Genomic DNA, 24,200 nt, shown 5'->3' with positions numbered 1-24,200 from the left:
AGGAGCCGCACCTTGGCCGCTGTGGATGTTCTTGTTAATTCGAAACCTCCACGGCCGCCGGTCCGGCCGCCTCCGACGGGGGGAGTCGATCGGCCACGCCATCGGAGGCAGCCACCGTGGTGGTGGCGGCGCTGCGCAGTTCGAGGTACTTGAGGTCAATTACGAGCCGAAACCACAGCGCCTGCAGTAGATGGTAGGACAGCCCCTGCCGACCGTCTAAAAATCCGCCTAAAAGTAGGTAACGCCAGGCAAAATAGAACACCGCCCGCCATCCCACCGGCATCCACCGCCATACGTACCGGGCCAACCAGCGCTTGGTTGCGGCCTGTCCGGCTAGGCCCAGGTCGAAGTGGCCCGCCGCCATTTCGGCCGCCTCCAGGCCGGCATAGCGCAAGTGCTTTTGGATCCAGCGCTCCAGGCCGTTGTGGTTTTCATGGATCAGGGCGGCCCGCAGGTAGCCGACCCGCCCGTCCACCACGATGTGCTCGTTGACCCCGCGCTGCTCGCATCGGCCCCGTTCGCGCCGAAATAGCCGCAGCAGCCAGGTGCGGTAATAGCCTCGCCGGATCCATCGCCCCATCCAGAAAAAGCGTCGCCGCACAAAATAGCCGTCGTAGGCTGGTTGGCTGGCAAGGCAGCGCCCAATTTCTTCAGCCAACGGTTGAGGTACAAATTCGTCGGCGTCCAAAAATAGGATCCACGAGGCCGTGATCGGCAACATTTGCAGGGCGTAGTTGCGCTGCTCCGCATAGCCGGTGAAGCGATGTTGGAAGCATTGGCAGTCAAACCGAGCGGCCACTTCCAGGGTGCGATCGGTGCTGAAGGAATCCAGCACCAGTACTTGGCGCGCCCATCCACACACCGAGGTCAAGGCGTGGCCCAGATTGCGCTCTTCGTTGAAGGTCAGAATGATCACGCTCACATCGGTTCGCATGGTTTCCTCAACAGCTCGCCGACGCTCTCCAGCAGCGCCGCGCGATAGCGCTCCAGCGAGAAGTGCTCGCTCCATTGGCGTGCGCTCTGACCCATCGCGCAGCGGGTTTTGCTATCGGCGGCCAGGCTTTCGAGCGCAGCCGCCAACGCGTGCGGGTCGCGGATGGGAACGATCAGGCCGTCGCGCCGGTCCCGTGCCACCGCCCCGCAATTGGGCGTAACGATGACCGGCAGGCCCGCGGCCATCGCCTCGTACACGACGACCGCGCTCCCCTCACACAGCGAGGGCAGCACCAGCACGTCAGCCCATCGGTAGGCCGCGGCCACGCCGGCGCTGTCAAGTGGGCCCGTCAGCTCGATTCGATCGCGGATTTGCTCACGACCCCAGGGGGTTAGATTGATCGGCCCTACCGCGCGGCACTTGATTGCCTCTGTGTCCAGCAGGCGCAAGGCGGCATCCAGATACTGAATTCCTTTTTGCAAACCGATGGTCCCCACGAACAGCAAACGCATCGGACCGCCGCTGCGCGCACGCGTGACAGGAGGGGGGAAGCGGTCGCGATCGATACCGTAGGAGAGCAGTCGCAGTTTGTTCGCGGCCACGCCCTGGCCACGCAAGCTTTCGAGCACAAAAGAGGAGGGACAAAAAATCGCGTCGGCCAGTGCCCATTCGACTGCTTCGCGCTCGCCCTCCAGCCGGGCGGCCAGCTTGGTCGCGCCCGTCTGGTCGGCCCGCTCCCAGCCCGGCCAGCGCCGCGCCTCTTCCTCCATCAGGGGAACATGAAGCAGCGCTGGGGCCGAGCTTTGCTCCAGCAGGCAGCGGATGCCCAAGGCGTGCGCCGCAACGAAAATTTCCTCTGCCACCCCGGTAAAGGCGTAAATCGCATCGGCCCCGGGGCGCAGCCGCGCCGCGACGCGCCGGGCGAAAGCTTGGCCGGCGCGCCGATAATGGGCCTGACGGGCGGCACGGCCGCGCGGGCGTCGTTCCTTGAGCAGGGTGCGAAGACCCAGCCAGTCAAAAGAGCAAACCCGGCGGGGATCCAGATGGGCGCAGTCACGGCGCGCCAGCCTCCGGTGCAACCAGCGCGGGGTCGGCAGCCGCAGCAAGAGGCGCAGCAGCGGCTTATTGCCACAATAAATGTCGGTATAAAATACCCTTAGCAGCCCTATCCGCTCCAACGTCGAGGGCAGCCCGTAGTGCAGGCGCGCGCCCACCATCGCAACGTCAATTGCCAACGGCGTGCCGGTTTGGAAGTCTGGCGCGGCGAGATGGGCTGAGCGATCCATACTGGCGCGCTATGTAGCGAGAAAATGGCTGCCAGCGCGGTAAATTCGTTAATCCCCCGCCCGGTAGGGGAGTTAATGATCCCAGCAATTGGCTTGCGACGTTAGAATGGCGCCGCAGATGGCTGCCCCTGCCACGCGCTCCACCCAGTCACTGGCCTGCCATTATTTCGCTAAAAAATGGGGGCGACGCTTCATATACAGCGCCGCATAGGTAATCATGGATCCGACGGGCTTGAGAGAAAGCCTCCTCAGGCCACGCTTTGCCTCTCATCTCCCCCTGGTTCAGCGAGGAGATGATGGAGGATAAAGCCAGCGGAGCGGCGCTTCACGCAACGTGCCGCTCGCGCCCAAACCGAGTTGTTCAGCGCCCTGCTGCTGGGCCGGCGGCGCGGCCTTCACTTGAGGAGACAGGCATGGCAGTCAATCAGAGCCCCGACCAACTGGCGATCAACACGATTCGCACCCTGGCGATCGACGCAGTCCAAAAGGCCAACTCCGGCCATCCCGGCACTCCAATGGACGCCGCCCCCACCGCGTACACCCTGTGGCAGGAATTCCTGCGCTACGATCCACAGGCGCCCGGTTGGCTCAACCGCGACCGTTTCGTGCTCTCAGCCGGCCACGCCTCGATGCTGCTTTATGCGCTTATTCATCTAAGCGGGGTCAAAGCCGCCCACCCTTCCTACGGAGGTGACGATCGTCTGGCGGTGACCCTGGAGGATATCCAGAATTTTCGTCAGGCTGGCAGCCGCTGTCCGGGTCATCCGGAATACGGCTGGACCTCGGGAGTGGAGACCACCACTGGACCGCTAGGCCAGGGACTAGCGACCAGCGTGGGGATGGCCTTGGCGCAGCGCTTTTTGGCCGCGACGTATAATAGGCCGGACTTTTCCTTGTTCGATTACAACATCTACGCACTGTGCGGCGACGGCTGCATGATGGAAGGGATCTCCAGTGAAGCAGCCTCGCTGGCCGGCCATCTGCAGCTCTCCAACCTATGCTGGATCTACGACAGCAACCGCATCACGATCGAGGGCAGCACCGACCTGGCCTTCAGCGAGGACGTCGCCGCGCGCTTTTTGGCTTATGGATGGGACGTAACGCACGTCAGCGACCCTAACGACGCCGCCCAATTGCGCAGCGCCTATAAATATTTTTTGGCCAATACCAAAAGTCCCACCTTGATTATCGTCCACAGCCATATCGGTTACGGCGCGCCCCATCGCCAAGATAGCGCGGCTGCCCATGGCGAGCCGCTGGGGCCCTCCGAGGTGCGGCTAGCCAAGGAATTCTTTGGCTTCAATCCTGACGAAACCTTTGTGGTTCCGGCCGGCGTACGGGAGCATTTCGCCGCTGGCCTGGGCGAGCGCGGTGCTCGCCTGCGCCAGCAGTGGGAGGCGATGCGAGCGCGCTATAGCGCCCAATATCCCGATCTGGCCAGTGAGGTAGCGGCAATCGAGACTCGCAGCCTACCGGCGGATTGGGAGCGGGCCCTGCCCAGCTATGCGCCCAATCCCAAGGGGATGGCCACGCGCGATGTTTCGGGCCAATTGCTCAACGCGTTGGCACAGCGCATCCCTTGGCTTATCGGCGGCGCGGCCGACTTGGCCCCTTCGACCAAGACTCGCTTGACCTTCGAGGATGCCGGCGATTTTCAGCCCGCCCAGCCGCTGGGCAGCTATCGCGGCCGCAACCTACATTTCGGCGTGCGCGAGCATGCGATGTGCGCGCTGGTCAACGGCATGGCGCTGAGCGGACTGCGGGCCTACGGCTCGGGCTTCCTGATCTTCACCGATTACGCCCGCGGCGCTATCCGCTTGGCTTCGTTGATGGAGCTGCCGGTGCTCCACATCTGGACCCACGATTCGATCAGCGTTGGCGAGGATGGTCCCACCCATCAGCCGATCGAGCAATTGCTCTCGTTGCGCGCTATCCCAGGCATGCTGGTGCTGCGGCCGGCCGATGCCAACGAAATGGTCGAAGCCTATCGGCTGGTGCTGCCGCTGACCGACCGGCCCGCCGCTATCATATGTTCTCGCCAACCCCTGCCGATTGTGGATCGCACCCGCTACGCCTCCGCCGCAGGACTGGCGCGCGGCGGCTACATTCTGGCCGATCCGGCCGACCATCAGCCCGACGTCATCCTGATCGCCAGCGGCAGCGAAGTGACATTATGCCTTGAAGCCAGCGCCAAGCTGGAGGCACAGGGGCTCAAAGTCCGCGTGGTCAGCATGCCCTCCTGGGAGCTGTTCGACCATCAGAGCCAGGATTATCGCGATTCCGTGCTGCCGCCCAAGGTAGGAGCGCGGGTCACGGTGGAGGAAGGCTCGCCGCTGGGCTGGGCACGCTATGCCGGCCCCACCGGCGAGGTGTTGGGAATGCGCACCTTTGGCATGTCGGCGCCGATGGCGGTGGTGGCCCGTCATTTCGGCTTCACTTCCGATCACGTGGTCCAAGCTGCGCGGCAAAGCCTGGCACGCAGCAAGTAGTCCCCGCGCGGCAACTCGACAAGGAGAAGCATTATGCAATTGGGAATGATCGGTCTGGGACGAATGGGCGCCAACATGGTCCAACGCTTGATCAAGGGAGGCCATCAATGCGTGGTCTTTGACAGCCATCCGCAGGCGGTCAAGGAGTTGACCGACAAAGGCGCCCAGGGTTCGACCAGCCTCAAGGAATTCACCGAGAAGCTGAGCACGCCGCGCGCTATCTGGCTGATGGTCCCGGCGGCGGTGGTCGATTCGGTGCTGGCTTCGCTCAGTCCGCTACTCAAAGCCGGCGACATCGTGATTGACGGCGGCAACTCCTATTATCACGACGACATTCGACGGGCTAAGGAACTTAAGGCCAAGCAGCTGCATTACGTTGACGCCGGCACCAGCGGCGGGGTCTGGGGACTAGAGCGGGGCTACTGCCTGATGATAGGCGGAGAGGAGGAAGTAGTGCGCCATCTCGATCCGATCTTCAAGACCTTGGCCCCTGGAATGGCGGCGGCCAGCCGCACGCCAGGGCGTAGCGGCGCGCCCACCACCGCGGAAAACGGCTATTTGCGCTGCGGTCCCAATGGCGCCGGCCATTTCGTCAAAATGGTCCATAACGGGATCGAGTACGGCTTGATGGCAGCCTTCGCCGAAGGGCTCAACATTCTGAAAAACGCCAATGTCGGCAAAAAGAAGAGTGAGGTGGACGCCGAGACCGCGCCCTTGCGCGCACCCGAGCTTTATCAGTACGACCTCGATTTAACCGAGATCGCCGAGCTGTGGCGGCGCGGCAGCGTCATCGGCTCCTGGCTCCTAGACCTCACCGCCGCCGCCTTGGTCCACGATCGCGAGCTGGCCGGGTTTCACGGCCGAGTTTCGGATTCGGGCGAAGGACGCTGGACGCTGCAGGCTGCGATCGACGAGGGTGTGCCTGCGCCAGTCATCAGCTCGGCGCTGTACGCTCGCTTCGCCTCACGCGGGGCCGAGGAGTTCGCCGACAAACTGCTATCCGCGATGCGCTACGAGTTCGGCGGCCACGAGGAGAAATCGGGGGGCAACCAGTGATGGCCGCCACGCCTAGCGATGCCTTGGTGTTTTTCGGCGCCACCGGCGATCTCGCCTACAAACAGATCTTCCCCTCCCTGCAGGGCTTGATCCGCGACGAGGGGCTGACCATTCCGATTATCGGCGTAGCGCACTCGGGCTGGGACGTGGAGCGGCTCAAGGCGCGTGCCCGGGAAAGCCTGCAAGCGCATGGCGGAGTCGATGAGCAGGCCTTCCAGAAGCTGTGCGAGCTGCTGCGCTATGTCGATGGCGACTACAATGATCCGACCACCTTCACCAAGCTGCGCCAGCTGTTGGGGCAGGCCAAATCTCCGCTACATTATTTGGCCATCCCGCCCAGCCTGTTCGGGGTAACCGCCGAAAATCTGGCCAAATCGGGATGTGCCGACAGGGCCCGGGTGGTGGTGGAAAAGCCGTTCGGCCACGACCTGGAGTCAGCGATTACGCTCAACCAGATTCTGCACCAGTACTTTGCCGAGGAGGCGATTTTCCGCATCGACCACTACATGGGTAAGGAGCCGGTGCAGAACATCATGTACACCCGCTTCGCCAATTCGACCTTCGAGCCGATTTGGAATCGCACCTACGTGCGCTCGATCCAGATCACGATGGCCGAGAAGTTCGGCGTGCAGGACCGCGGCCGCTTCTACGACGAAGCCGGTGCGATTCGCGACGTGGTGCAAAATCACATGCTGCAGGTACTCGCCGTGCTCACGATGGATCCGCCCACCGGCGAAGAACACGAAGCGGTGCGCGACGAGAAAACCCGTCTGCTCAAGGCCGTACGCCCATTGACGCCCGATCAGGTGGTACGCGGCCAGTATCGCGGTTATCAAAAAGTGCAGGGCGTGCGACCGGGCTCAACCGTGGAGACCTTCGTCGCGCTCAAGCTGTTCATCGATACCTGGCGCTGGGCCGGGGTACCCATCTTCATTCGCGCTGGCAAGGAGCTGCCGGTCACTTCGACCGAGGTGGTGGTGGAGTTCAACCGGCCGCCGCGCGAGACCTTCGGCGAGGTGGTACCGGCGCTCTCGGGCCACGTTCGCATGCGCATCAGCCCCGACATCAGCATAGGTATGGGGCTGCGGGTCAAGACTCCAGGGGAAAGGATGGTGGGTAAGGACGTCGAGTTGATCCTGACCCGTCAGGCCGCCGACGACATGCCGCCCTATCAGCGGCTGCTGGGCGACGCGATGCGCGGGGTGAGCGAGCTGTTCGCACGGCAGGATCTGGTCGAGGCGCAATGGCGAGTGGTGCAACCCATCCTGGGCGATGTCACCCCGCTGTACCAGTACGAATCGGGCAGTTGGGGCCCTGACGAGGCTTGGCAATTGATTGGCGCCGACGGCCCCTGGCTCAATCCACGCGCGCCCGAGGGCGCCAATGAGTGAGCTGGTGTTTTTGTTCGATGTCGACAATACACTGATCGACAACGACCGGGTGCAGGTCGATCTCGGCGACCATCTCGAACAGACCTACGGGCGCGCCACCCGTGACCGCTACTGGGAATTATTCGAGGAACTGCGCAACACCCTGGGCTATGCCGACTACCTGGGGGCGCTGGAACGCTATCGGCTGGAGGCCCTGCACGATCCCAAAGTGCTGTGGATGGCCAACTGGCTGGTGGACTACCCCTTCGCGCAGCGGCTCTATCCCAATGCGTTGGCGGTCGTGGCACGGATGCAGCAATGGGGCAAGACGGTCATTCTCTCCGATGGAGATGCCGTCTTTCAGCCGCGCAAAATCCAGCGCTCGGGCCTGTGGCAGGCCTTTGGCGGGCATGTGCTGGTATACGTCCATAAAGAGCAGATGCTGGCCGACGTCGAGCGCCTTTATCCGGCGGATCGCTACGTCATGATCGATGATAAGCTGAGGATTCTAAGTGCAATCAAGCACTACTGGGGCGGGCGGGTCACTACCGTCTTCCCCAAACAGGGTCATTATGCCAACGATCCCGCCGCGCTGGCTCAGTATCCGGCGGCGGACCTTGCCCTGAATCGCATCGACGATTTGCTCGGCGTCAAGCGTGTCCGCTTGGCGCAAGTTTGAAGCGGAGGACAAACCTTCATGAATGCACCGCAAATGCTCCACGACCTCGGGCAAAGCCTGTGGCTGGACAATATCACGCGCGAACTTTTGAGCAGCGGCACGCTCAAGCGCTATATCGATGAGCTGTCGGTTACCGGCCTGACCTCCAACCCCACGATCTTCGACCAGGCCATTACCCGCAGCGCGGCCTACGACAACGACATCAAGCGCCAGGTCAAGGCGGGTCAACGGGGCGAGGAGCTGTTTTTCGAGCTGGCGATCGCCGACCTGACCCAGGCCGCCGACCTGTTTGGATCAATCCACACGCGCACCGCGGGGGTGGACGGTTTTGTCTCGCTGGAGGTCTCGCCACTGCTGGCCTACGACACCGCGCGCACGGTGGCATCGGCCAAGGAACTGCACGCCAAGGCCCATCGCGCCAACCTCTTTATCAAGATTCCAGGCACCCGCGAGGGGATTCCCGCGATCGAAGAGGCGATTTTCTCGGGCGTACCGGTCAACGTCACCCTGCTCTTCAATCGCGAACATTACCTGGCCGCGGCCGAGGCCTACATGCGGGGGCTGGAGCGCCGAATCGCCGCCGGGCTGTCGCCCGACGTGCGCTCGGTAGCCTCACTTTTTCTAAGCCGCTGGGACAAGGCCACCATGGACAAGGTGCCGGGTGCGTTACGCGACAAACTGGGAATCGCGATCGGCCAGCAGGCCTACAAGGCCTACCGCGATTTACTCGAAAGCGATCGCTGGCAGCGGCTGGCAAATTTCGGCGCGCGGCCCCAACGCCTGCTCTTCGCCAGCACCGGAACCAAGGATCCCAAGGCCTCCGACGTCTTGTACGTAGCCGCAATGGCGGCGCCCAATACGATCAACACGATGCCCGAAGAAACTCTGCTGGCTTTCGCCAAACACGGCGAGATGCCCCATCCGATGGCTCGCAACGGCGCCGACAGCGAGCAGGTGCTAGCCCAATTCGCTGCGACCGGAATCGATCCCGCCAAGTTGGGCGCCGACCTGCAGCGCGAGGGCGCCAAATCGTTTGTCGATTCCTGGCAGGACTTACTGGCCACCATCGATAAGAAAAGCCGGGCGCTGGGCTAAGGCCAGCGCGAAGGGAAACAGCTGATATGGCAAGCGAGCGACCCGACCAAGGCGCCGCCTGGCGCGCCCTGCAGTCCCATTACGAGCAGATCAAAAATGTTCACCTGCGCGAGTTGTTCCAACGCGACGCCGGGCGCGGCGAGCGGATGACGGCCGAAGGCGCGGGATTGTATCTGGACTACTCCAAACATCGCCTCACCGACGAAACCCTGCGCCTGCTGATTGGTCTGGCCCGCGAGCGCGGGGTCGAGCAGCGACGCGACGCGATGTTGCGCGGCGACAAGATAAATAACACCGAGCGTCGCGCGGTTCTGCACGTCGCCTTGCGCGCCCCACGCGGCGCCCGGATCGAGGTCGACGGGCACGAGGTCGTCGCCGAAGTCCACGGCGTGCTCGATCGAATGGCGGAATTCGCCCAGCAGGTACGCTCGGGGGCCTGGACCGGCCATACCGGTAAACGAATCAAACATGTGATCAACCTGGGGATCGGCGGCTCCTATCTGGGGCCCGAGATGGCTTATCTGGCACTGCGTTCCTTCAGCGACCGCTCCCTGCGCCTGGGCTTCGTCTCCAACGTTGACGGCGCCGATTTCAGCGAAACCACGCGTGGGATCGACCCGGCGGAAGCCCTGTTCATCATTTCCTCTAAGACCTTCACCACCCTGGAGACCATGACCAACGCCGCCACCGCGCGCAGCTTTATCGTGGATACGCTGGGTGCCGATGCGGTGGCCAAACACTTCGTGGCGGTTTCCACCAACGCCGCCGAGGTGAGCAAGTTCGGGATTGATACCCGCAACATGTTTGGCTTCTGGGACTGGGTGGGGGGACGCTATTCGATGGACTCGGCGATCGGCCTGTCCACCATGATAGCGATAGGTCCCGAGCATTTCGGCGCAATGCTAGCGGGGTTCCACGCCATGGACGAGCATTTTCGCGACGCCCCGCTGGAGCGTAACCTACCCGTCCTGATGGGTCTGCTCACGGTCTGGTATAACAATTTCTTTGGCGCGCAAACGGTGGGGATCATGCCTTATGCCGCGGATTTGGCGCGCTTTCCCGCCTACTTGCAGCAATTGCAGATGGAGAGCAACGGCAAACACGTTGACCTGCAGGGGCGCAGTCTCACCTATCAGAGCGGGCCTATCATCTGGGGCGAACCGGGCACCGACGGACAACATTCCTTCTACCAACTGATCCATCAGGGGACCAAATTGATTCCTTGCGATCTGATCGGTTTTTGCCAACCGCTCAGCCCGCTGCATCACCAGCACGACCTGTTGATGGCCAACATCTTCGCGCAGGCCGAAGCGCTGGCTTTTGGCAAGACCGCGCAGGAGCTGAAGGCAGAAGGATCGCCCGATTTCCAGACTCCCTTCCGGGTTTGCGAGGGTAATCGACCCACAAGCGTGATCTTGGCCGAACGGCTGGAGCCTCGTACATTAGGCGCGCTGGTGGCTTTGTATGAACATAACGTGTTTACCCAGGGAACCATCTGGGACATCGATTCCTTCGATCAATGGGGCGTGGAGCTAGGCAAGGCGCTGGCCCAACGGATTGTGCCCGAGTTGGCGCGTGGCCCCGAGCCAGCACTGACTCACGACAGCTCCACCAATGCCTTGATTCGCCGTTACCGTCGGCTGCGCGGCGTCTGAGAAGGAAGGGGGAAATGGCCAGCAATTTGGGTTATAGCCAGCCCTTGTATGTTCTGCCTTTCGACCATCGCAGCTCCTTCGAAAAAGGGCTGTATGGATGGAATGGCGGGCTGAGCGCGGAGCAGAGCGCGCAGGTCACCCGCGCCAAAGAGGTAATTTACGACGCCTTCAAGGCGGCAATCGCCAGCGGGGTGACGCGCGATCGCGCCGCCATCCTGGTGGACGAACAGTTCGGCAGCGGGATTTTGCGCGATGCACGGCAGGGCGGCCTGCTGTGTGCGATGCCGACGGAAAAGAGCGGGCAGGCGGAATTCAATTTCGAGTATGGCGCAGCCTGGGCCGAACACATCGAAAGCTTCAAGCCCAACTTCGTCAAGGCGCTCGTACGCTACAACTGCGAAGAGGACGAGGCCCTCAATCGGCGCCAAAGCGCGCGCCTGCGCCGCCTCTCCGACTATTTGCACAATCGCGGCTATCGCTTCATGTTCGAGCTGCTCGTCCCTGCTACCCACGAGCAATTGGATCGCTTCGAGGGCGACCATGATCTGTACGACCGACTTTTGCGCCCGTCGTTGATGGTGGCCGCGCTCAAGCAACTACAAGAGGCCGGCGTCGAGCCCGACATCTGGAAGATCGAGGGGTTGGAGCGGCGCGAGGATTGCGAGCTGGTCGCCGCCACCGCCCGCCGCGATGGCCGCTCGGAGGTAGGTTGTATCATTTTGGGGCGCGGTTCCAATGAGCAAAAGGTCAAGCAGTGGCTGAGCACTGCCGCGGGGGTGCAGGGTTTTGTCGGTTTTGCGGTGGGCCGAACCTCCTTCTGGGACGCACTGGTGGGATTGCGCGACGGCGTCCTCAGCCGCCAACAGGCGGTCCAAGCGATCGCCGCGCGCTATCGCGAATGGGTCGGCCTGTTCGAGGCAGCGCGCCCGCAATGAGCGCGACGCCGCCGCCTTCGCGCGATCCTTACGCCGCGCTCAAACAGCGCGCCGCCGAACACGCGGTGGGTTTCGTTCAGTCCGGGATGGTGGTTGGGCTGGGCACCGGCTCGACCGCGATTTTCGCTACCCGTCTGATCGCGGCCCGGCTGCGCAATGGGCAGCTTCGAGAACTGGTCGCGATCGCGACCTCTCGCGCCACTCATGACGAGGCCCAGCGGCTGGGCATTCCCCTGTTGGCCGACGAGATGGCGCGCGAGGTCGATCTTACGATCGATGGTGCGGACGAGGTCGACCCGGCGCTCCATCTGATCAAGGGCGGCGGCGGGGCGTTGCTACGCGAGAAATTAGTGGCCGAAGCCAGCAATCGCGAGATTATCGTGGTGGATTACACCAAGCTCTCACCACGGCTGGGTACCAGCCATCGCTTACCGGTGGAGGTGCTGCCCTTCGCTTGGCAATCGCAGGCCCGCTTTCTGCGCTCGCTGGGCGCCAGCCTGGCCGTGCGGCGCACTGCCAGCGGCGCCGAATACCGCACCGACCAGGGCAACCTGATTCTGGATTGTGACTTCGGACCGATCGACGATCCCCCTGCTCTGGGCGCGCTACTCGACCATCGGGCGGGGATCATGGAGCACGGCCTGTTCATCGAGCGTGCCTCTATGGTGGTGGTCGCGCGGCCCGAGGGAATCGAAGAGCTGACCGTACCCAGGCCATGATCCCAAGATCCCATTACGACGGCACGCGTGCCGAACAGCCAGCTAGACTTAAAAGTCTAATAAGATTTTCTTACCCCAATTGGGGTTGCTTAGTGCTCTATCCGCCGTTAATGTGCGGAGCAAGCGATGCGCAGGGGATTGACATACTTGCTGGTGAGCACTCTAGGCGTGGTGGTGTTTATTGCCGCCGCACGCGCCGACCTGATAAACCCACCAGCCGGTGCCGCCAAGGCGCAAGTGAACTTCGAACAGAGCCCACCGCGGCGGGTAGCGCCTTTTCCGATCATGCTGAACTCGGCGGTTCGCGCCTATGTAGACGCCTACCTGGCCAGTTCCGACGGGTTACGTCGATGCTACGAGCGTTCGGCACCCTATTTCAACCAGATGGTAGAAGTTCTGCGCCGGCGCGGCCTTCCCCCTGACATCATATATCTGGCCTTCGCCGAGAGCGCCTTCTCCTCGCGTGGAGCCGGCCCCTGGCAGCTGACCAAGAGCACGGCACGCCGCTTCGGCCTGCGCGTCAACCGCTACCTCGATGAGCGGCGCGACCCAATTAAATCTACCCGCGCAGCGGCGGAATATTTGGCCGAGCTGCACGATGAGGTCGGTGGTGACTGGCGCCTTACAATCGTGGCCTGGAACGAGGGCGAAGGCGGCATCAATCGGTTCGTGGGCTGGAATAACGTCAACCCAGAATTGATGCTGAAGAACCTGCCCTCGCGAACACGCTCGCTGATCGACCGCTTCATGGCCGTGGATTTTATCTCGCGCAATGCGCAGGCCTATGGCCTGCAGCAGGCCGATTTGACCCAACTCCAAGACGATTACGGCAGGCTTTATGTTGACGCCGGCCCGCTGAGCAGGATCGCGACTCGGCTGCACCTGAGCGCACGCCGCTTGCGCCAGCTCAATCCGGCCCTGCTAACCAATCACATCCCGCCGGGCGGTTACGAACTGACCGTACCGGCCAGCCGTTTGGCCGACCTCGACAGATAGCCCTCGGTATCGGATTGAGCTAACGCCTGTGCCGACACCCTCACGGCATCGGCAGGCGGTCGCGCTATCAGCGCAATTAGGCCGACGGGAGGGCGTGATCCGGCCCGGCCAAATCACCGTAACCGCAAGCGCTAAGGCTGAAAGAAGCTCGGCACCAGATACTCGAAGCTCCCGTTGCGCAGCGAATCGGTAATGTAAATTTCGCCGTCCTTACTGTCTACCGCGATGCCGTTAGCGCTGGTCATCTCGGCCGCTGGCCCGTGGATAAAATGAAGCGGCGGCACATCGCCGTTGTCGGTATCGCGCCAGACTCCGATGAACGAGTCCAAACCCTCGAGGGTCACATCGGGCGGACCGGTACAGCCTTTGCGGGGCGCGGTGGCGGCAAAATCGTAGGAATGGACAAAGCGCGGCGCATAGCCGCTATGGCCAGCGACGGTGGCAAACACCAGATGGTTGGCGATCGCCAGTTGCGCGGCCTTCATGAAACCCGCATGCGGTCCGCGCAGGATTGCGCGCGGGGCCACGTTGCCGTTATCGGTGCGATTGAAAATGATGATTCCGCGGCTCTGGTTGGCTGTAATGATCAGATTGCGCTGCGGATCGACCACCAGGCCGCCGGTGGCCGCCATCTGTGTCTTGGGCCCAATAATCTCCCGAATAGGCGCGACGTCGCCGTTGGCGTCGATAGGAAAGGTCAGGACCGCTCCCATCAGGTAATCCACCGTCACCAGCTCGTGATGTATTTCATCGACGGCTACCGCCCACGGTCGATGCAGGCGCGTGTGCGGCCCCTGGATGACGCGCAACGGCCGCAAATCACCGTCGGCATCGCCCTTGAAGACAACGATCGCTCCGGCGGTCGCCTCGCTGGAGATAATCTCGTCGCGCACGGGATCGTAGGTAATCCCGTGTCCGGTGCGCGAGAGCAGGGTCAGTTGCCCATGAACGATCCGCGCCGGTGACTGGCCGCCACTGGCCTGCCGATCGAAGATGCCAATGCGAGGATCGGTGTTGCAATTGCGTATCAGCAGTTGCTCGCGCCTGGAGTCGTAGGCCACGTTGAAGGGATGGCTCATACCGATGACTCCGGCGCCGGCGGGCGAGCTACGAATGATGCGCTTGGGACGGGCGTCGCCTTGCGCGTTGATGTCGTAGATCATCGCCTTGTGGCCGAGATTGGCGACCCACAGCTCGTTATGAACGGTATCGAAGGCCACCCCTGTCGGATACAGCAGGCCGGTGTGCGGGCCCGCCAACACCCGGACGGGTGCGGCATCGCCGCGCGCGGTACGCTTGAAAATCAAAACCGAGCTGTCGCCCAGGTTGGCTACCGCAATTTCATCATGTACCGGATCCAGGGCGATTTGCAGTGGCCAGTTAAGGCGTGTGTGCGGCCCCTGAAGCACGCGCACCGGCGCGGCGTCGCCTTTGGCACTGTCCGCGAAAACCGTGATCGAGGGTGGGTAGAAATGGCCACCTCCGGTGTAATCGGGATCCCAATAGCCCTGGTTCCAGTCGCCATGATTGGCAACCGCGATCTCGTGATGCTGGTCGTCCCAATATAGACCGTAGGGATCAGCCATGCGGGTATGGACTCCTCGAATTTCACGCAGCGGCGGCTCACCACCCTTGGCGCCCAGACGAAAGATCATGATCATGCTCTGATCTTCCTCGGCCACCGCCATCTGCCCCAGACGCTGGCTGATGTCGATCCCGTAAGCTCCCACCGGCACCGCCAAGGCGTCGCCGGGATAGTCGCCATTAGCCTCGTATGGAAAACTGCCGATTGCCTCGGCGATGTCGTTGTCGGCCACGATAATGCGGCGATGGACGGGGTCGAAAACCACGCCCACCGGCGAGCCGAGATGGGTCAAGGGGCCCTGGATATGGGTGCGATAGGGAGTGATCCCGCCACCAGTGGCGCTGCCGGCGTTCAAGTCATAGACCAGGACGCCGTTCATGTTGTTGTCGGACATCGCGGCCAGCCCGTTTTTAACGTCCAAGGCCACGCTGTTGAAAGTGGGATAAGGATCGATCAGCTCCCTGACCGGCGCGACATTACCCCCCTGCAGCCCACCCGGGACCTTTGCGAATACCGACATGATGTCGATGGTCGCCGCCTTGTGAGATTGCCCGGCGGAACCCGGATGCGCGGCTCGACTGAGCGAAGCCCCCGCGATCACGCCACCTATGCTCAAGATTGCTCCCAGCAGTACCCCGCGCCAGTGATACCTCATCGTAGCCTCTCCAAGGTTCAAACTTTGAGAGAATCGGTTGCACACGCGATCGTCCCCAACTCCCCAGCGACCACGCTGGTGCAACCTTTCTAGCGGCAATCAGAGGTGCGCGGCAAACCGCGGCACTGTCATGCGGGCGGTGAGGGACCGCCTAGACCAGATCGAGACGGCTGAAAAAGAAGGGAATTTCGTTGGCCGCGGTATCCGGACCGTCCGAGCCGTGAACCGCATTTTGCTCCACATCGACTCCGAATTGCGCGCGAATGGTGCCGGCGGTGGCTTTTTTTGGATCGGTCGCGCCCATCAGCTCGCGCCAGCGCGCGATCGCACCCTCGCCTTCCAGCACCGCGACCACGACCGGGCCCGAGGACATGTATGCGCACAGGGAGTCATAGAACGGACGCGCTTTATGAACCTCGTAAAAGGTCTGGGCTTGAGTGCGGCTCAGATGGATCAAGCGCATCGCGCACAGGCGCAAGCCGTGGTCCTCAATGGCCTTGAGGATCGGGCCGATTAGATGGCGCTTGACTGCATCGGGTTTGAGAATGGCGAGCGTTCTTTCCATAATTCCTTACTTACCGTTTAGTACCGATTGCATCGTCGAGCCCAAATCGGCAGGGCTGATGGCCACCGTGATCCCGGCCGCCTTGAGCGCCGCGATCTTGTCCGCCGCCGAGCCACGGCCACCAGCGATAATCGCACCCGCATGCCCCATCCGCCGCCCCTTAGGCGCGGTCTGACCGGCGATAAAGGCGACCACCGGCTTGCGCACGTGCTCTTTGATGTAGGCCGCAGCCTCTTCTTCCGCGCTCCCGCCGATCTCGCCGATCAGGATTATCGCTTCGGTTTGCGGGTCGGCGTTGAACAGCTTGAGCGTATCGACGTGACTGGTCCCGATAATCGGGTCGCCCCCGATGCCCACACAAGTGGATTGCCCAATGCCCAGCCGACTTAACTGATGGACTGCCTCGTAGGTCAGGGTACCTGAGCGCGAAACGACCCCGACTTTGCCAGGTTTGTGAATATAACCCGGCATGATGCCGATTTTGCATTGGCCCGGCGTGATCAAACCCGGACAGTTAGGTCCGATGAGGCGGCTGGGATGGTCGCGCAGATAGCGCTTGACCCGTACCATGTCGAGCACCGGAATGCCTTCGGTGATGCAGATGATCAGCGGTATGCCGGCGTCGGCCGCTTCGATAATAGCATCGGCGGCGAAGGGAGGGGGGACGTAGATCACGCTGACGTTGGCTGCGGTGTCACGCGCTGCCCGGGCGACGGTATCGAAAATCGGGATGCCGTCGAAGTCGGTACCGCCCTTGCCCGGTACCACCCCGGCTACCATCTGGGTGCCGTACTCCTTGCAGGCGCGGGTATGAAATTGGCCCGTGGCCCCGGTAATTCCCTGGGTCAGGACACGACTGTTGCTGTCGACCAGAATGCTCATCGCAAAGCCTTATTGTCCGATTGCCGCCACGATCCGGCGCGCCGCGTCGGCCATGTCGGCGGCGGAAATTACCGCCAACCCCGAGTCCTTGAGGATCTGCTTGCCCTGCTCGACGTTGGTCCCTTCCATCCGCACCACTAGCGGCAGCTTGAGCTTGACCTCACGGGCGGCCTCCACTACTCCCTGCGCCAGCACGTCGCAGCGCATGATGCCGCCAAAGATGTTGATTAACACCCCTTTGACGCGCGCGTCCGAGAGCAGGATACGGAAGGCCGCGGCAACCTTCTCGGCGTTGGCGCCACCGCCCACGTCCAGGAAATTGGCCGGCTCCGCGCCATAGTACTTGACGATATCCATGGTCGCCATCGCCAACCCAGCGCCGTTGACCATGCATCCGATGTTGCCGTCGAGATGGACATAGCTGAGGTCGTACTTGCCGGCCTCGGTCTCGGTCGGATCCTCCTCGTTGGGATCACGCAACTCGCGGATGTCGGGATGGCGGAACAGGCCGTTGTCATCGAAGGACATCTTGGCGTCCAGACACAGCACGGCGCCCTCTTTGGTGATCACCAGCGGATTGATCTCCAATAGCGAAGCGTCGGTTTCGTTGAACGCCCGATACATCGCTGCCAGCAGCGCGGTTAACTGGCCCACTTGCTTGTCGCGCAAGCCCAGGGCAAAGGCTATCCGGCGCGCGGCAAAGGGCGCCATCCCAATCACCGGGTCGAGCACAGTGGTCAGGATTTTTTCGGGAGTCTTGGCCGCGACTTCTTCTATTTCCATCCCGCCTTCGGTGCTGGCGATTACCGCCACCGCTTCCGCCTTGCGATCGACCAGCATCGCCAAGTACAGCTCGCGCGCAATCTCGCTGGCCGCCTCTACATAGACCCGCCGCACGATCCGACCCTGCGGCCCGGTCTGATGGGTCACCAGCGGCTTGCCCAGCAGCCCGGCCGCGAAATCGCGGGCCGCTGCCGCGCTATCGACCACCTTGACTCCGCCGGCCTTGCCACGGCCGCCAGCATGGATTTGCGCCTTAACCACCGCGCGCGGCAAACCCAAGGAAGTAAAGGCGCGCGCCGCCGCTTCGGGAGTCGCCGCGGCCTCGCCCTTGGGCACCGGGGCCCCGAACCGGCCCAGGATCTGCTTGGCTTGAAACTCGTGAATGTTCATTGCTACCTCGACCGGCCGCCAGCTCAGGCGGCGGCGATTACCTTGTCCATCGCGGCCACCAGCTCGCGGACGTGGCTGACCGAGGTTTGAAAGGCCCGGCTTTCGGCGGCGGTCAGCTCAATCTCCAGAACTTTTTCCACGCCGCTGCCGCCGATTATCACAGGGACTCCGGCAAATAAGCCGCTGACCCCGTATTCGCCCTCCAGGTAAGCGGCCGCCGGCAGCACCTCCTTGCGATCAAGCATGTAGGCCTCGACCATCTGATAAACCGCAGTACCGGCCGCATAGTAGGAAGAAGTCTTCATCAGATTGACGATTTCTCCTCCCCCGTTGCGCGTGCGAACTTCGATCTCCTCCAACCGCTTGGCCGAAATCAGCTTTTCCACCGGGACCCCGCCCACTCGGGTGTAACTGCGCACGGGCACCATGTCGTCGCCATGCCCGCCTAGCACCATCGCGCTCACACTGGCCACCGAAACGCCCAATTCCTGGGCGATAAAGGTGCGGTAGCGGGCCGAATCCAGCACTCCCGCCTGGCCGACAATCTGATGCTTGGGAAAGCCGGTGACGCGGGCCAACTGGGTGACCATCGCGTCAAGCGGGTTGGTAACCACGATTACGAAGGCGTCGGGGGCATACTTGCGGATCGCACCGCCGACGTCGTTCATCACCTTGGCGTTGATTTTCAGCAGATCGTCGCGGCTCATTCCGGGCTTACGCGGCGAGCCCGACGTCACCACGCAGCAATCGGCGCCGGAAATCGCGTTGAGATCCAGCGTACCGATGACGTTTACGTCGGCGCCCACTACTGGGGCCGATTCCAGCATATCCAGCGCCTTGCCCTGGGGCAGGCCGTCGATGATGTCGTACAAAACGATATCGCCCAAGCCGCGCAGAAAGCACAGATGGGCACAGGTCGCGCCTACGTTGCCGGCGCCGATGAAGGCGATTTTCTTGCGTGTCATTCCCTTCCTCCAACGGCCCGGCAAGCGCGAGCGCTCAGGCGCGAGGCCGAAAAATCACTTTAGGATTGCTAATCGCGCCGGGATAAAGTAATCAGCCCGGCTTAACATCGGATTAACACGGCGCGGGCTCTCAAGCCAGTTGGAAACAAGCCCCTGCCTCGGCTTCCATTAGCAACCTTTGGTGCCTAAGAGAAGCGGCCCCGCGGACGAAAAATTTCGCTTCAGTTAGCCTCGGAACGATAAGCCCAAATCCGCTCCGGGGTGGAAGCAAACGGATAGACCTCGGCCATCCAACCGTGCCGGCTGGGGTACCAACTCCCGCCCGCGGCCTGGCATTGCGCCTGCGTGACAATCGAACCTTCGCTGCCAAAGCGCTTGTCTTCACCCGCCTCCTCGCCGCTGGAGGGCAGGCAGACGTTAACCTCCCGATGCCATCGCACCAGGCTAAGCGGTATGCGAGCGTTGAGCTGATCGTCGCTCAGACGAGCCGGCGCGTAGTACATCGCGCCAATAAGCTTGAAACCTGCGGGTGTCTTTTTGTACAGCAGGGCGGTGGGTTCGCCGGGAGCGAAGCGCATCGTTTCCTTGAACCCACGCCAGGAACTGGCGAAATGGTAAACTGGCATCGCCACGTTCAAATAGTAGCCCTTGTAGCCATCGGCTTCGGCGGCCTTGTAGTCGGGGTATTGCCTGAGCTTGGCCTTGAGGGCGGCCACAATCTGCGCGCCGCGCTGCTGATCGGCCGCGGTTTTTGGACGGAGCGGGGTGAACACTAGATGCGGATTGCCGGCGGGCGCCGGCGCGCTCGCTTCGCCTTGCGCGCTGCCGGAACTGGCCAGTACCGCACAACCGAGCATCATCGCAAACGCCAAGGCCGCGATTTCGCCGGATCGCCGGTCTTTTTTGAAAGCTACGTTGGCTCCAACCGAAACCCTTTTACTCTCCGCGATCACGTATCACCTCTGGTTGGCGGCGTAGGATCCCGCCGTTGATAACTGGCGGGAACCGACAGGTTCGCTCGCTCTGCCGATTTTGGCATCGCGGGCCACCCCGCGCGAGCGGGTATCCAAAACGTTGCGGCGGGTGCGCTATTCGGCCCCGCGCCGCGCCATGGCATACTCATCCTGCTCGGCCGGCTCGCGCGAGGCTTGGATGAAGTGAACCAGTCGTTAACCATTCCCCGCCTACTGATCGGCGGCACTGCCAGCGGAATCGGCAAGACCACCGTGACAGTGGCGCTGGCGGCCGCTCTGCGCCGGCGCGGGCTTAGGCTTGCGCCGTTCAAATGCGGCCCCGATTATCTCGATCCCACCTATCATTCCCGCGCCGCGGGGGTGTTCTCGCCCAATCTCGACGGCTGGATGATGGGGCGCGAGGGCGTGATTGGTACCTTCGCGCGCGCTTGTCAGGGCGCCGACCTGGCGCTTATCGAAGGCGTGATGGGGCTGTTCGACGGTGCCGCGCCCGACACCGAAATCGGCTCCTCGGCCGAGGTGGCAAAATGGCTGGCAGCGCCGGTCTTGTTGGTAGTAGATGCCAGCGGATTGGCGCGTACTTTGGCGGCGACCGTGCTGGGCTTCCAACATTTCGATGCCGAGCTGCATCTGGCCGGGGTGATCTGTAACCAGGTCGGCAGCCGCGGCCATCTGGATTTACTACGCCAGGTTCCTACCGTGGCACCCGTGATGGGAGGTCTGCCACGCGATCCTGAACACGCCTTTCCCGAACGCCATTTGGGACTGCGGACCGCCAGCCGGCGAGCCGTAGCCGAAGAGTTGTTCGCGGCCTGGGGCGAGCTGGCGGCGCATTGGTGCGATCTGGACGCGATCGAGATGCAGGCACGCAACGCGCCGGCCTTGGAGTGGTCGGACGAGGCTGGGCTCGAGCCCCCGGCGACGCCACGATGCCGGATCGGGCTAGCGCGCGACGATGCATTCCATTTCTACTACGAAGACAACTTGCGCCAATTGCGCGCCGCCGGCGCCGAATTGGTGCCGTTTTCGCCGATCAGTGACACTCATCTGCCTGCGGTCGACGGGCTGTATATCGGTGGCGGCTATCCCGAGGTGTACGGGGCCGCACTGGCGGCCAATCACACGATGCGGGCCGAAATCGCGCGCTTTGCGGCCGCGGGCGGAACAATTTACGCCGAATGCGGCGGTTTGATGTATTTATGCCAGGAGATCGTCACGCTGGAGGGCGAACGTTATCCGATGGCCGGCGTAATCGCGTCCCGGGCGATAATGCGGCCGCAGCTGCAGGCGCTAGGCTACGTCGAGACAATTACCACCCTGCCCTCGCCGCTGGGCCCGCCGGGGATGGTGCTGCGCGGTCACCAGTTTCGTTACTCCGAATTGCAGCCGGCGCCGCAACTACCGTGCGCTTACCAGGCCCGCAGACGGCGCGGCGGAACAGCTTTCGCCGAAGGCTACCTAATCGGCAACGTCCTGGCTTCTTACATTCATATGCATTGGGCTCGTACTCCACAGATTCCTCGCGCCCTGGTGACCCATTGTCTCGCCCATCGAGCGCGCGGCGAGGGCGCCTGAACCATGGCCGCCAAGAGCCTGATGGTGATGGGAACCGCGTCGGACGCAGGCAAGAGCCTGGTAGTCACGGGCCTGTGCCGCGCCCTGGCTCGACGGGGCATCAAGGTGGCTCCCTTCAAGTCGCAAAACATGTCCAACAACGCCGCGGTCTGCACCGGCGGTGAAATCGGACGGGCACAGGCGGCGCAGGCTGAGGCCTGCGGCCTGACTCCTACCCTCGACATGAATCCGGTCCTGCTCAAGCCCGAGGCCGAGCGCGGCGTGCAGGTGGTGATTCACGGCCGCGCCCGCTTTCACATGACCACCGAGGCGGGCGAGTTTGAACGCTATCGCGAGCAAGCCTGGCCAGCGATCGCGCAAAGCTACCGGCAGCTGGCAACTGCTTTCGACGTAATCCTGATCGAAGGGGCCGGGGGGGCGGCAGAAATCAACCTGCGCCACCGCGATTTGGCCAACTGGGCGGTGGCCGAACTGGCCGACGCGCCGGTGCTGCTAGTGGGCGATATCGACAAGGGCGGCGTATTCGCATCCCTGGTCGGCACTGTAATGCTCTTGAGCGAAGCGGAGCGAGCGCGCCTGGCGGGGATGCTAATCAACAAATTTCGCGGCGACGCACGCTTGCTCGGCGAGGGCCCTGCGATGCTGCAGGCGCGCACCGGCGTGCCGCTGCTGGGTGTGATTCCCTATCTACGTCTGGCTATCCCGCAGGAAGACAGCGCGGCGCTGAGCGCGCGCCCGATTCGGCTCCAGGGCGCGTCGCTTACCGCCGGCGTTATCCACTTTCCTCGTATCTCCAATTACACCGACTTTGCGCCGCTGGAAGAGGAACCCGACGTAGGGCTCGATTACTACTCCGACCCCAATTCCGCCCCGCCCCTGGATCTGCTCTTCCTCCCTGGCAGCAAGAGCACGATAGCCGACCTGGACTGGCTGCGGGCAATCGGATGGGAGAGCTATCTGGCGCGCCATCGCGCCCGTGGCGGCTGGATAGTGGGTATCTGCGGGGGCTACCAGATGCTGGGGCAGCGGATTCTCGATCCGGACGGGGTCGAGAGCGTGCGGACCCAGGCGGTCGGGCTTGGGCTATTGGAGCTGGAAACCCGCTTCGAACCTGACAAGATTACCCGCGCCGTCGCTGGCCACGACTGCGCCTTCAATTTACCGATCGGCGGCTACGAAATCCACGCCGGGCGAATAGCCGGCCCCGACTTGGCCCGTCCTCTCTTCACTCTCGCGCCGCTGGTCGAGCAGGCACCCGCTACCAACGAAGGTGCGCAATCGGAAGATGGCCGCGTGATAGGCACCACGATGCACGGCCTTTTCGATCGCGCCCAGTTTCGCCGAGCCTGGTTAAACCAGATCCGGCGTGCCAAAGGGCTCAGTCCGATGGAAGCCAGGCCTGCCAGCGATGCTCATGAGCTGCGCGCACGGGCCTACGAGGAACTGGCCGACGCGCTGGAGCGCAGTTGCGAGATCGAGCGGATCTTAAAGTTAATTCTCTGATCTGAGGTTGCAGTTGGCGCTCCGGCGCGGCTTTGCCCGGGCGGCAGGGGCATGGTAGATATCGTGATGGTCCAGGGCGCACTCAAGCCACAGGAGGAGCGGGACAATGGCTGAGATCGTAGCGGGAATCGGAACCTCGCACAGTCCCATCTTGGTTATCAACGGCCCACAGTGGGAGGAGCGCGCGCAGACCGAGAAGCAGTCCAAGAACCTGGTCGACATGGACGGTGTAGTGCGCAGTTACGCCGACCTGGAACGCCATGTCAACGCCAAATATGCCGATATCGCTAAAGTCCCACGCTTCATCGAGCAGTTCCAGGCCTCGCAGCGGGCGCTGGACCATCTCGCCGAGGATATCGAGAAGATCGACCCCGACGTGGTAGTAATTATCGGCGACGACCAGGAAGAGCTATTCGGCTTCGATAACCTTCCGGCCTTCTCAATCTATTACGGCGATAAGATCCGCAACTTGGTCAAGCGCGGTGGCCCCTCCACGCCGCGCTGGGCAATGGACGTCGCACGCGGGCGCGGGATGGACAGCCCCCACGAGTATGCAGCCGCGCCGGAGTTGGCTCGCCACTTCATCGAGGTGCTGCTCGAAGCTGGGATCGACGTCGCCACCGCCGACAAGATCACCGACCCCGACCGGCACGGCTTCGGCCACGCGATCATGTTTCCAATCGCGCGGCTGATGAAGAAGCGCAAGTACCCGGTCGTCCCGATTCTGCTCAATACTTACTACCCGCCCAATCAACCTACGCCCCAGCGCTGCCTGGAGATTGGTCGCGCCCTGCGCCGCGCGGTCGAGAGCTACCCGGCCTCGATGCGAGTCGCGATTATGGCTTCGGGTGGCCTCAGCCACATGGTCACCCACGAACCGCTCGATCATCAGGTGCTCCGGGCCCTGCGCGAATGGGACGAAGCCACGCTGGCCAATTTGCCGCTCAAACTCTTAGAATCGGGTACCTCGGAAATCCGCAACTGGGTGGTGATGGCGGGCGCGATCCGCGGGATGGCGATGCGCTGGAGCGAATATATTCCGGTTTACCGCACCCCAGCCGGTACCGGAATTGGCCTAGGCTTCGCGGTCTGGTCCTAATCGCGCGAGA

Annotated in this window: 20 protein-coding genes; 12 read left to right on the top strand and 8 right to left on the bottom strand. The window is 62.7% G+C overall.

Annotation, left to right across the window (positions count from 1 at the left end):
- Nucleotides 1–34: 34 nt before the first annotated feature.
- Together VKV28_00575 and VKV28_00570 are read right to left on the bottom strand one after the other, a co-directional pair.
- Nucleotides 35–934, bottom strand: coding sequence for a glycosyltransferase family 2 protein (locus VKV28_00575; GenBank protein ID HLH75273.1), 900 nt, complete (start codon nucleotides 932–934; stop codon nucleotides 35–37).
- A complete protein-coding gene (locus VKV28_00570) occupies nucleotides 919–2,220 on the bottom strand; it encodes a glycosyltransferase family 4 protein (protein HLH75272.1) in 1,302 nt (433 codons plus the stop codon). The genes VKV28_00575 and VKV28_00570 overlap by 16 nt, the downstream gene beginning before the upstream one ends.
- Before the next feature lie 413 nt (nucleotides 2,221–2,633).
- Here VKV28_00570 and tkt point away from each other — a divergent pair, with 413 nt between their 5' ends.
- The 9 genes from tkt (at nucleotide 2,634) to VKV28_00525 (ending at nucleotide 13,214) form a co-directional block, all read left to right on the top strand.
- Entirely contained in the window at nucleotides 2,634–4,709 is a 2,076-nt protein-coding gene (tkt, locus tag VKV28_00565) for a transketolase (GenBank protein HLH75271.1), read from the top strand.
- Nucleotides 4,710–4,742: 33 nt separating this feature from the next.
- Nucleotides 4,743–5,765: a decarboxylating 6-phosphogluconate dehydrogenase gene (gnd, locus tag VKV28_00560; GenBank protein ID HLH75270.1), complete on the top strand. Its 1,023-nt coding sequence runs from the start codon at nucleotides 4,743–4,745 to the stop codon at nucleotides 5,763–5,765.
- On the top strand, nucleotides 5,765–7,156 hold the full coding sequence (gene zwf, locus VKV28_00555) for a glucose-6-phosphate dehydrogenase (protein ID HLH75269.1): 1,392 nt from the start codon (nucleotides 5,765–5,767) through the stop codon (nucleotides 7,154–7,156). The genes gnd and zwf overlap by 1 nt, the downstream gene beginning before the upstream one ends.
- A complete protein-coding gene (locus tag VKV28_00550; protein HLH75268.1) occupies nucleotides 7,149–7,814 on the top strand; it encodes an HAD family hydrolase in 666 nt (221 codons plus the stop codon). Before zwf ends, VKV28_00550 begins: the two co-directional genes overlap by 8 nt.
- Before the next feature lie 18 nt (nucleotides 7,815–7,832).
- Nucleotides 7,833–8,909 (top strand): transaldolase, encoded by a 1,077-nt coding sequence (tal, locus tag VKV28_00545; GenBank protein HLH75267.1) that lies wholly within the window; start codon nucleotides 7,833–7,835, stop codon nucleotides 8,907–8,909.
- Between the two features lie 26 nt (nucleotides 8,910–8,935).
- Entirely contained in the window at nucleotides 8,936–10,564 is a 1,629-nt protein-coding gene (pgi, locus tag VKV28_00540; protein HLH75266.1) for a glucose-6-phosphate isomerase, read from the top strand.
- 14 nt (nucleotides 10,565–10,578) lie between these two features.
- Nucleotides 10,579–11,499: a DUF2090 domain-containing protein gene (locus VKV28_00535; GenBank protein ID HLH75265.1), complete on the top strand. Its 921-nt coding sequence runs from the start codon at nucleotides 10,579–10,581 to the stop codon at nucleotides 11,497–11,499.
- Entirely contained in the window at nucleotides 11,496–12,218 is a 723-nt protein-coding gene (gene rpiA, locus VKV28_00530) for a ribose-5-phosphate isomerase RpiA (protein ID HLH75264.1), read from the top strand. The genes VKV28_00535 and rpiA overlap by 4 nt, the downstream gene beginning before the upstream one ends.
- Nucleotides 12,219–12,344: 126 nt before the next feature.
- Entirely contained in the window at nucleotides 12,345–13,214 is an 870-nt protein-coding gene (locus VKV28_00525; protein HLH75263.1) for a transglycosylase SLT domain-containing protein, read from the top strand.
- A 131-nt stretch (nucleotides 13,215–13,345) separates the two neighbouring features.
- On the opposite strand, the gene VKV28_00520 is transcribed toward VKV28_00525, so the two are convergent.
- From VKV28_00520 to VKV28_00495, 6 genes are all read right to left on the bottom strand, one after another.
- The gene (locus tag VKV28_00520; GenBank protein HLH75262.1) at nucleotides 13,346–15,454 is read right to left on the bottom strand and encodes a hypothetical protein; all 2,109 of its coding nucleotides are present in this window, start codon (nucleotides 15,452–15,454) and stop codon (nucleotides 13,346–13,348) included.
- 151 nt (nucleotides 15,455–15,605) lie between these two features.
- Nucleotides 15,606–16,019 carry a nucleoside-diphosphate kinase gene (ndk, locus tag VKV28_00515; protein HLH75261.1) on the bottom strand — a complete coding sequence of 138 codons (414 nt, stop codon included), beginning with the start codon at nucleotides 16,017–16,019 and terminating at the stop codon, nucleotides 15,606–15,608.
- Nucleotides 16,020–16,025: 6 nt separating this feature from the next.
- A complete protein-coding gene (gene sucD / locus VKV28_00510) occupies nucleotides 16,026–16,901 on the bottom strand; it encodes a succinate--CoA ligase subunit alpha (GenBank protein HLH75260.1) in 876 nt (291 codons plus the stop codon).
- Nucleotides 16,902–16,910: 9 nt separating this feature from the next.
- A complete protein-coding gene (gene sucC / locus VKV28_00505) occupies nucleotides 16,911–18,074 on the bottom strand; it encodes an ADP-forming succinate--CoA ligase subunit beta (GenBank protein HLH75259.1) in 1,164 nt (387 codons plus the stop codon).
- 23 nt (nucleotides 18,075–18,097) lie between these two features.
- The gene (gene mdh, locus VKV28_00500; GenBank protein HLH75258.1) at nucleotides 18,098–19,039 is read right to left on the bottom strand and encodes a malate dehydrogenase; all 942 of its coding nucleotides are present in this window, start codon (nucleotides 19,037–19,039) and stop codon (nucleotides 18,098–18,100) included.
- Nucleotides 19,040–19,260: 221 nt separating this feature from the next.
- On the bottom strand, nucleotides 19,261–19,899 hold the full coding sequence (locus VKV28_00495) for a hypothetical protein (GenBank protein HLH75257.1): 639 nt from the start codon (nucleotides 19,897–19,899) through the stop codon (nucleotides 19,261–19,263).
- A gap of 297 nt (nucleotides 19,900–20,196) precedes the next feature.
- Between VKV28_00495 and VKV28_00490 the strand changes: the two genes are divergently transcribed.
- The 3 genes from VKV28_00490 to VKV28_00480 all read left to right on the top strand — a co-directional run bounded on the left by VKV28_00490 (nucleotide 20,197) and on the right by VKV28_00480 (nucleotide 24,190).
- Entirely contained in the window at nucleotides 20,197–21,588 is a 1,392-nt protein-coding gene (locus tag VKV28_00490; protein ID HLH75256.1) for a cobyrinate a,c-diamide synthase, read from the top strand.
- 3 nt (nucleotides 21,589–21,591) lie between these two features.
- Nucleotides 21,592–23,091, top strand: a complete 1,500-nt coding sequence (locus tag VKV28_00485; GenBank protein ID HLH75255.1) for a cobyric acid synthase — start codon at nucleotides 21,592–21,594, stop codon at nucleotides 23,089–23,091.
- A 106-nt stretch (nucleotides 23,092–23,197) separates the two neighbouring features.
- Nucleotides 23,198–24,190, top strand: coding sequence for a hypothetical protein (locus tag VKV28_00480; protein HLH75254.1), 993 nt, complete (start codon nucleotides 23,198–23,200; stop codon nucleotides 24,188–24,190).
- The last annotated feature ends 10 nt before the right edge of the window (nucleotides 24,191–24,200 follow it).

This window comes from Candidatus Binataceae bacterium (assembly GCA_035294265.1).
Classification (GTDB): Bacteria; Desulfobacterota; Binatia; order Binatales; family Binataceae; genus DATGLK01.
The sequence above is the reverse complement of the archived record's forward strand: the minus strand, read 5'-3'. Positions and strand labels throughout refer to the sequence as shown.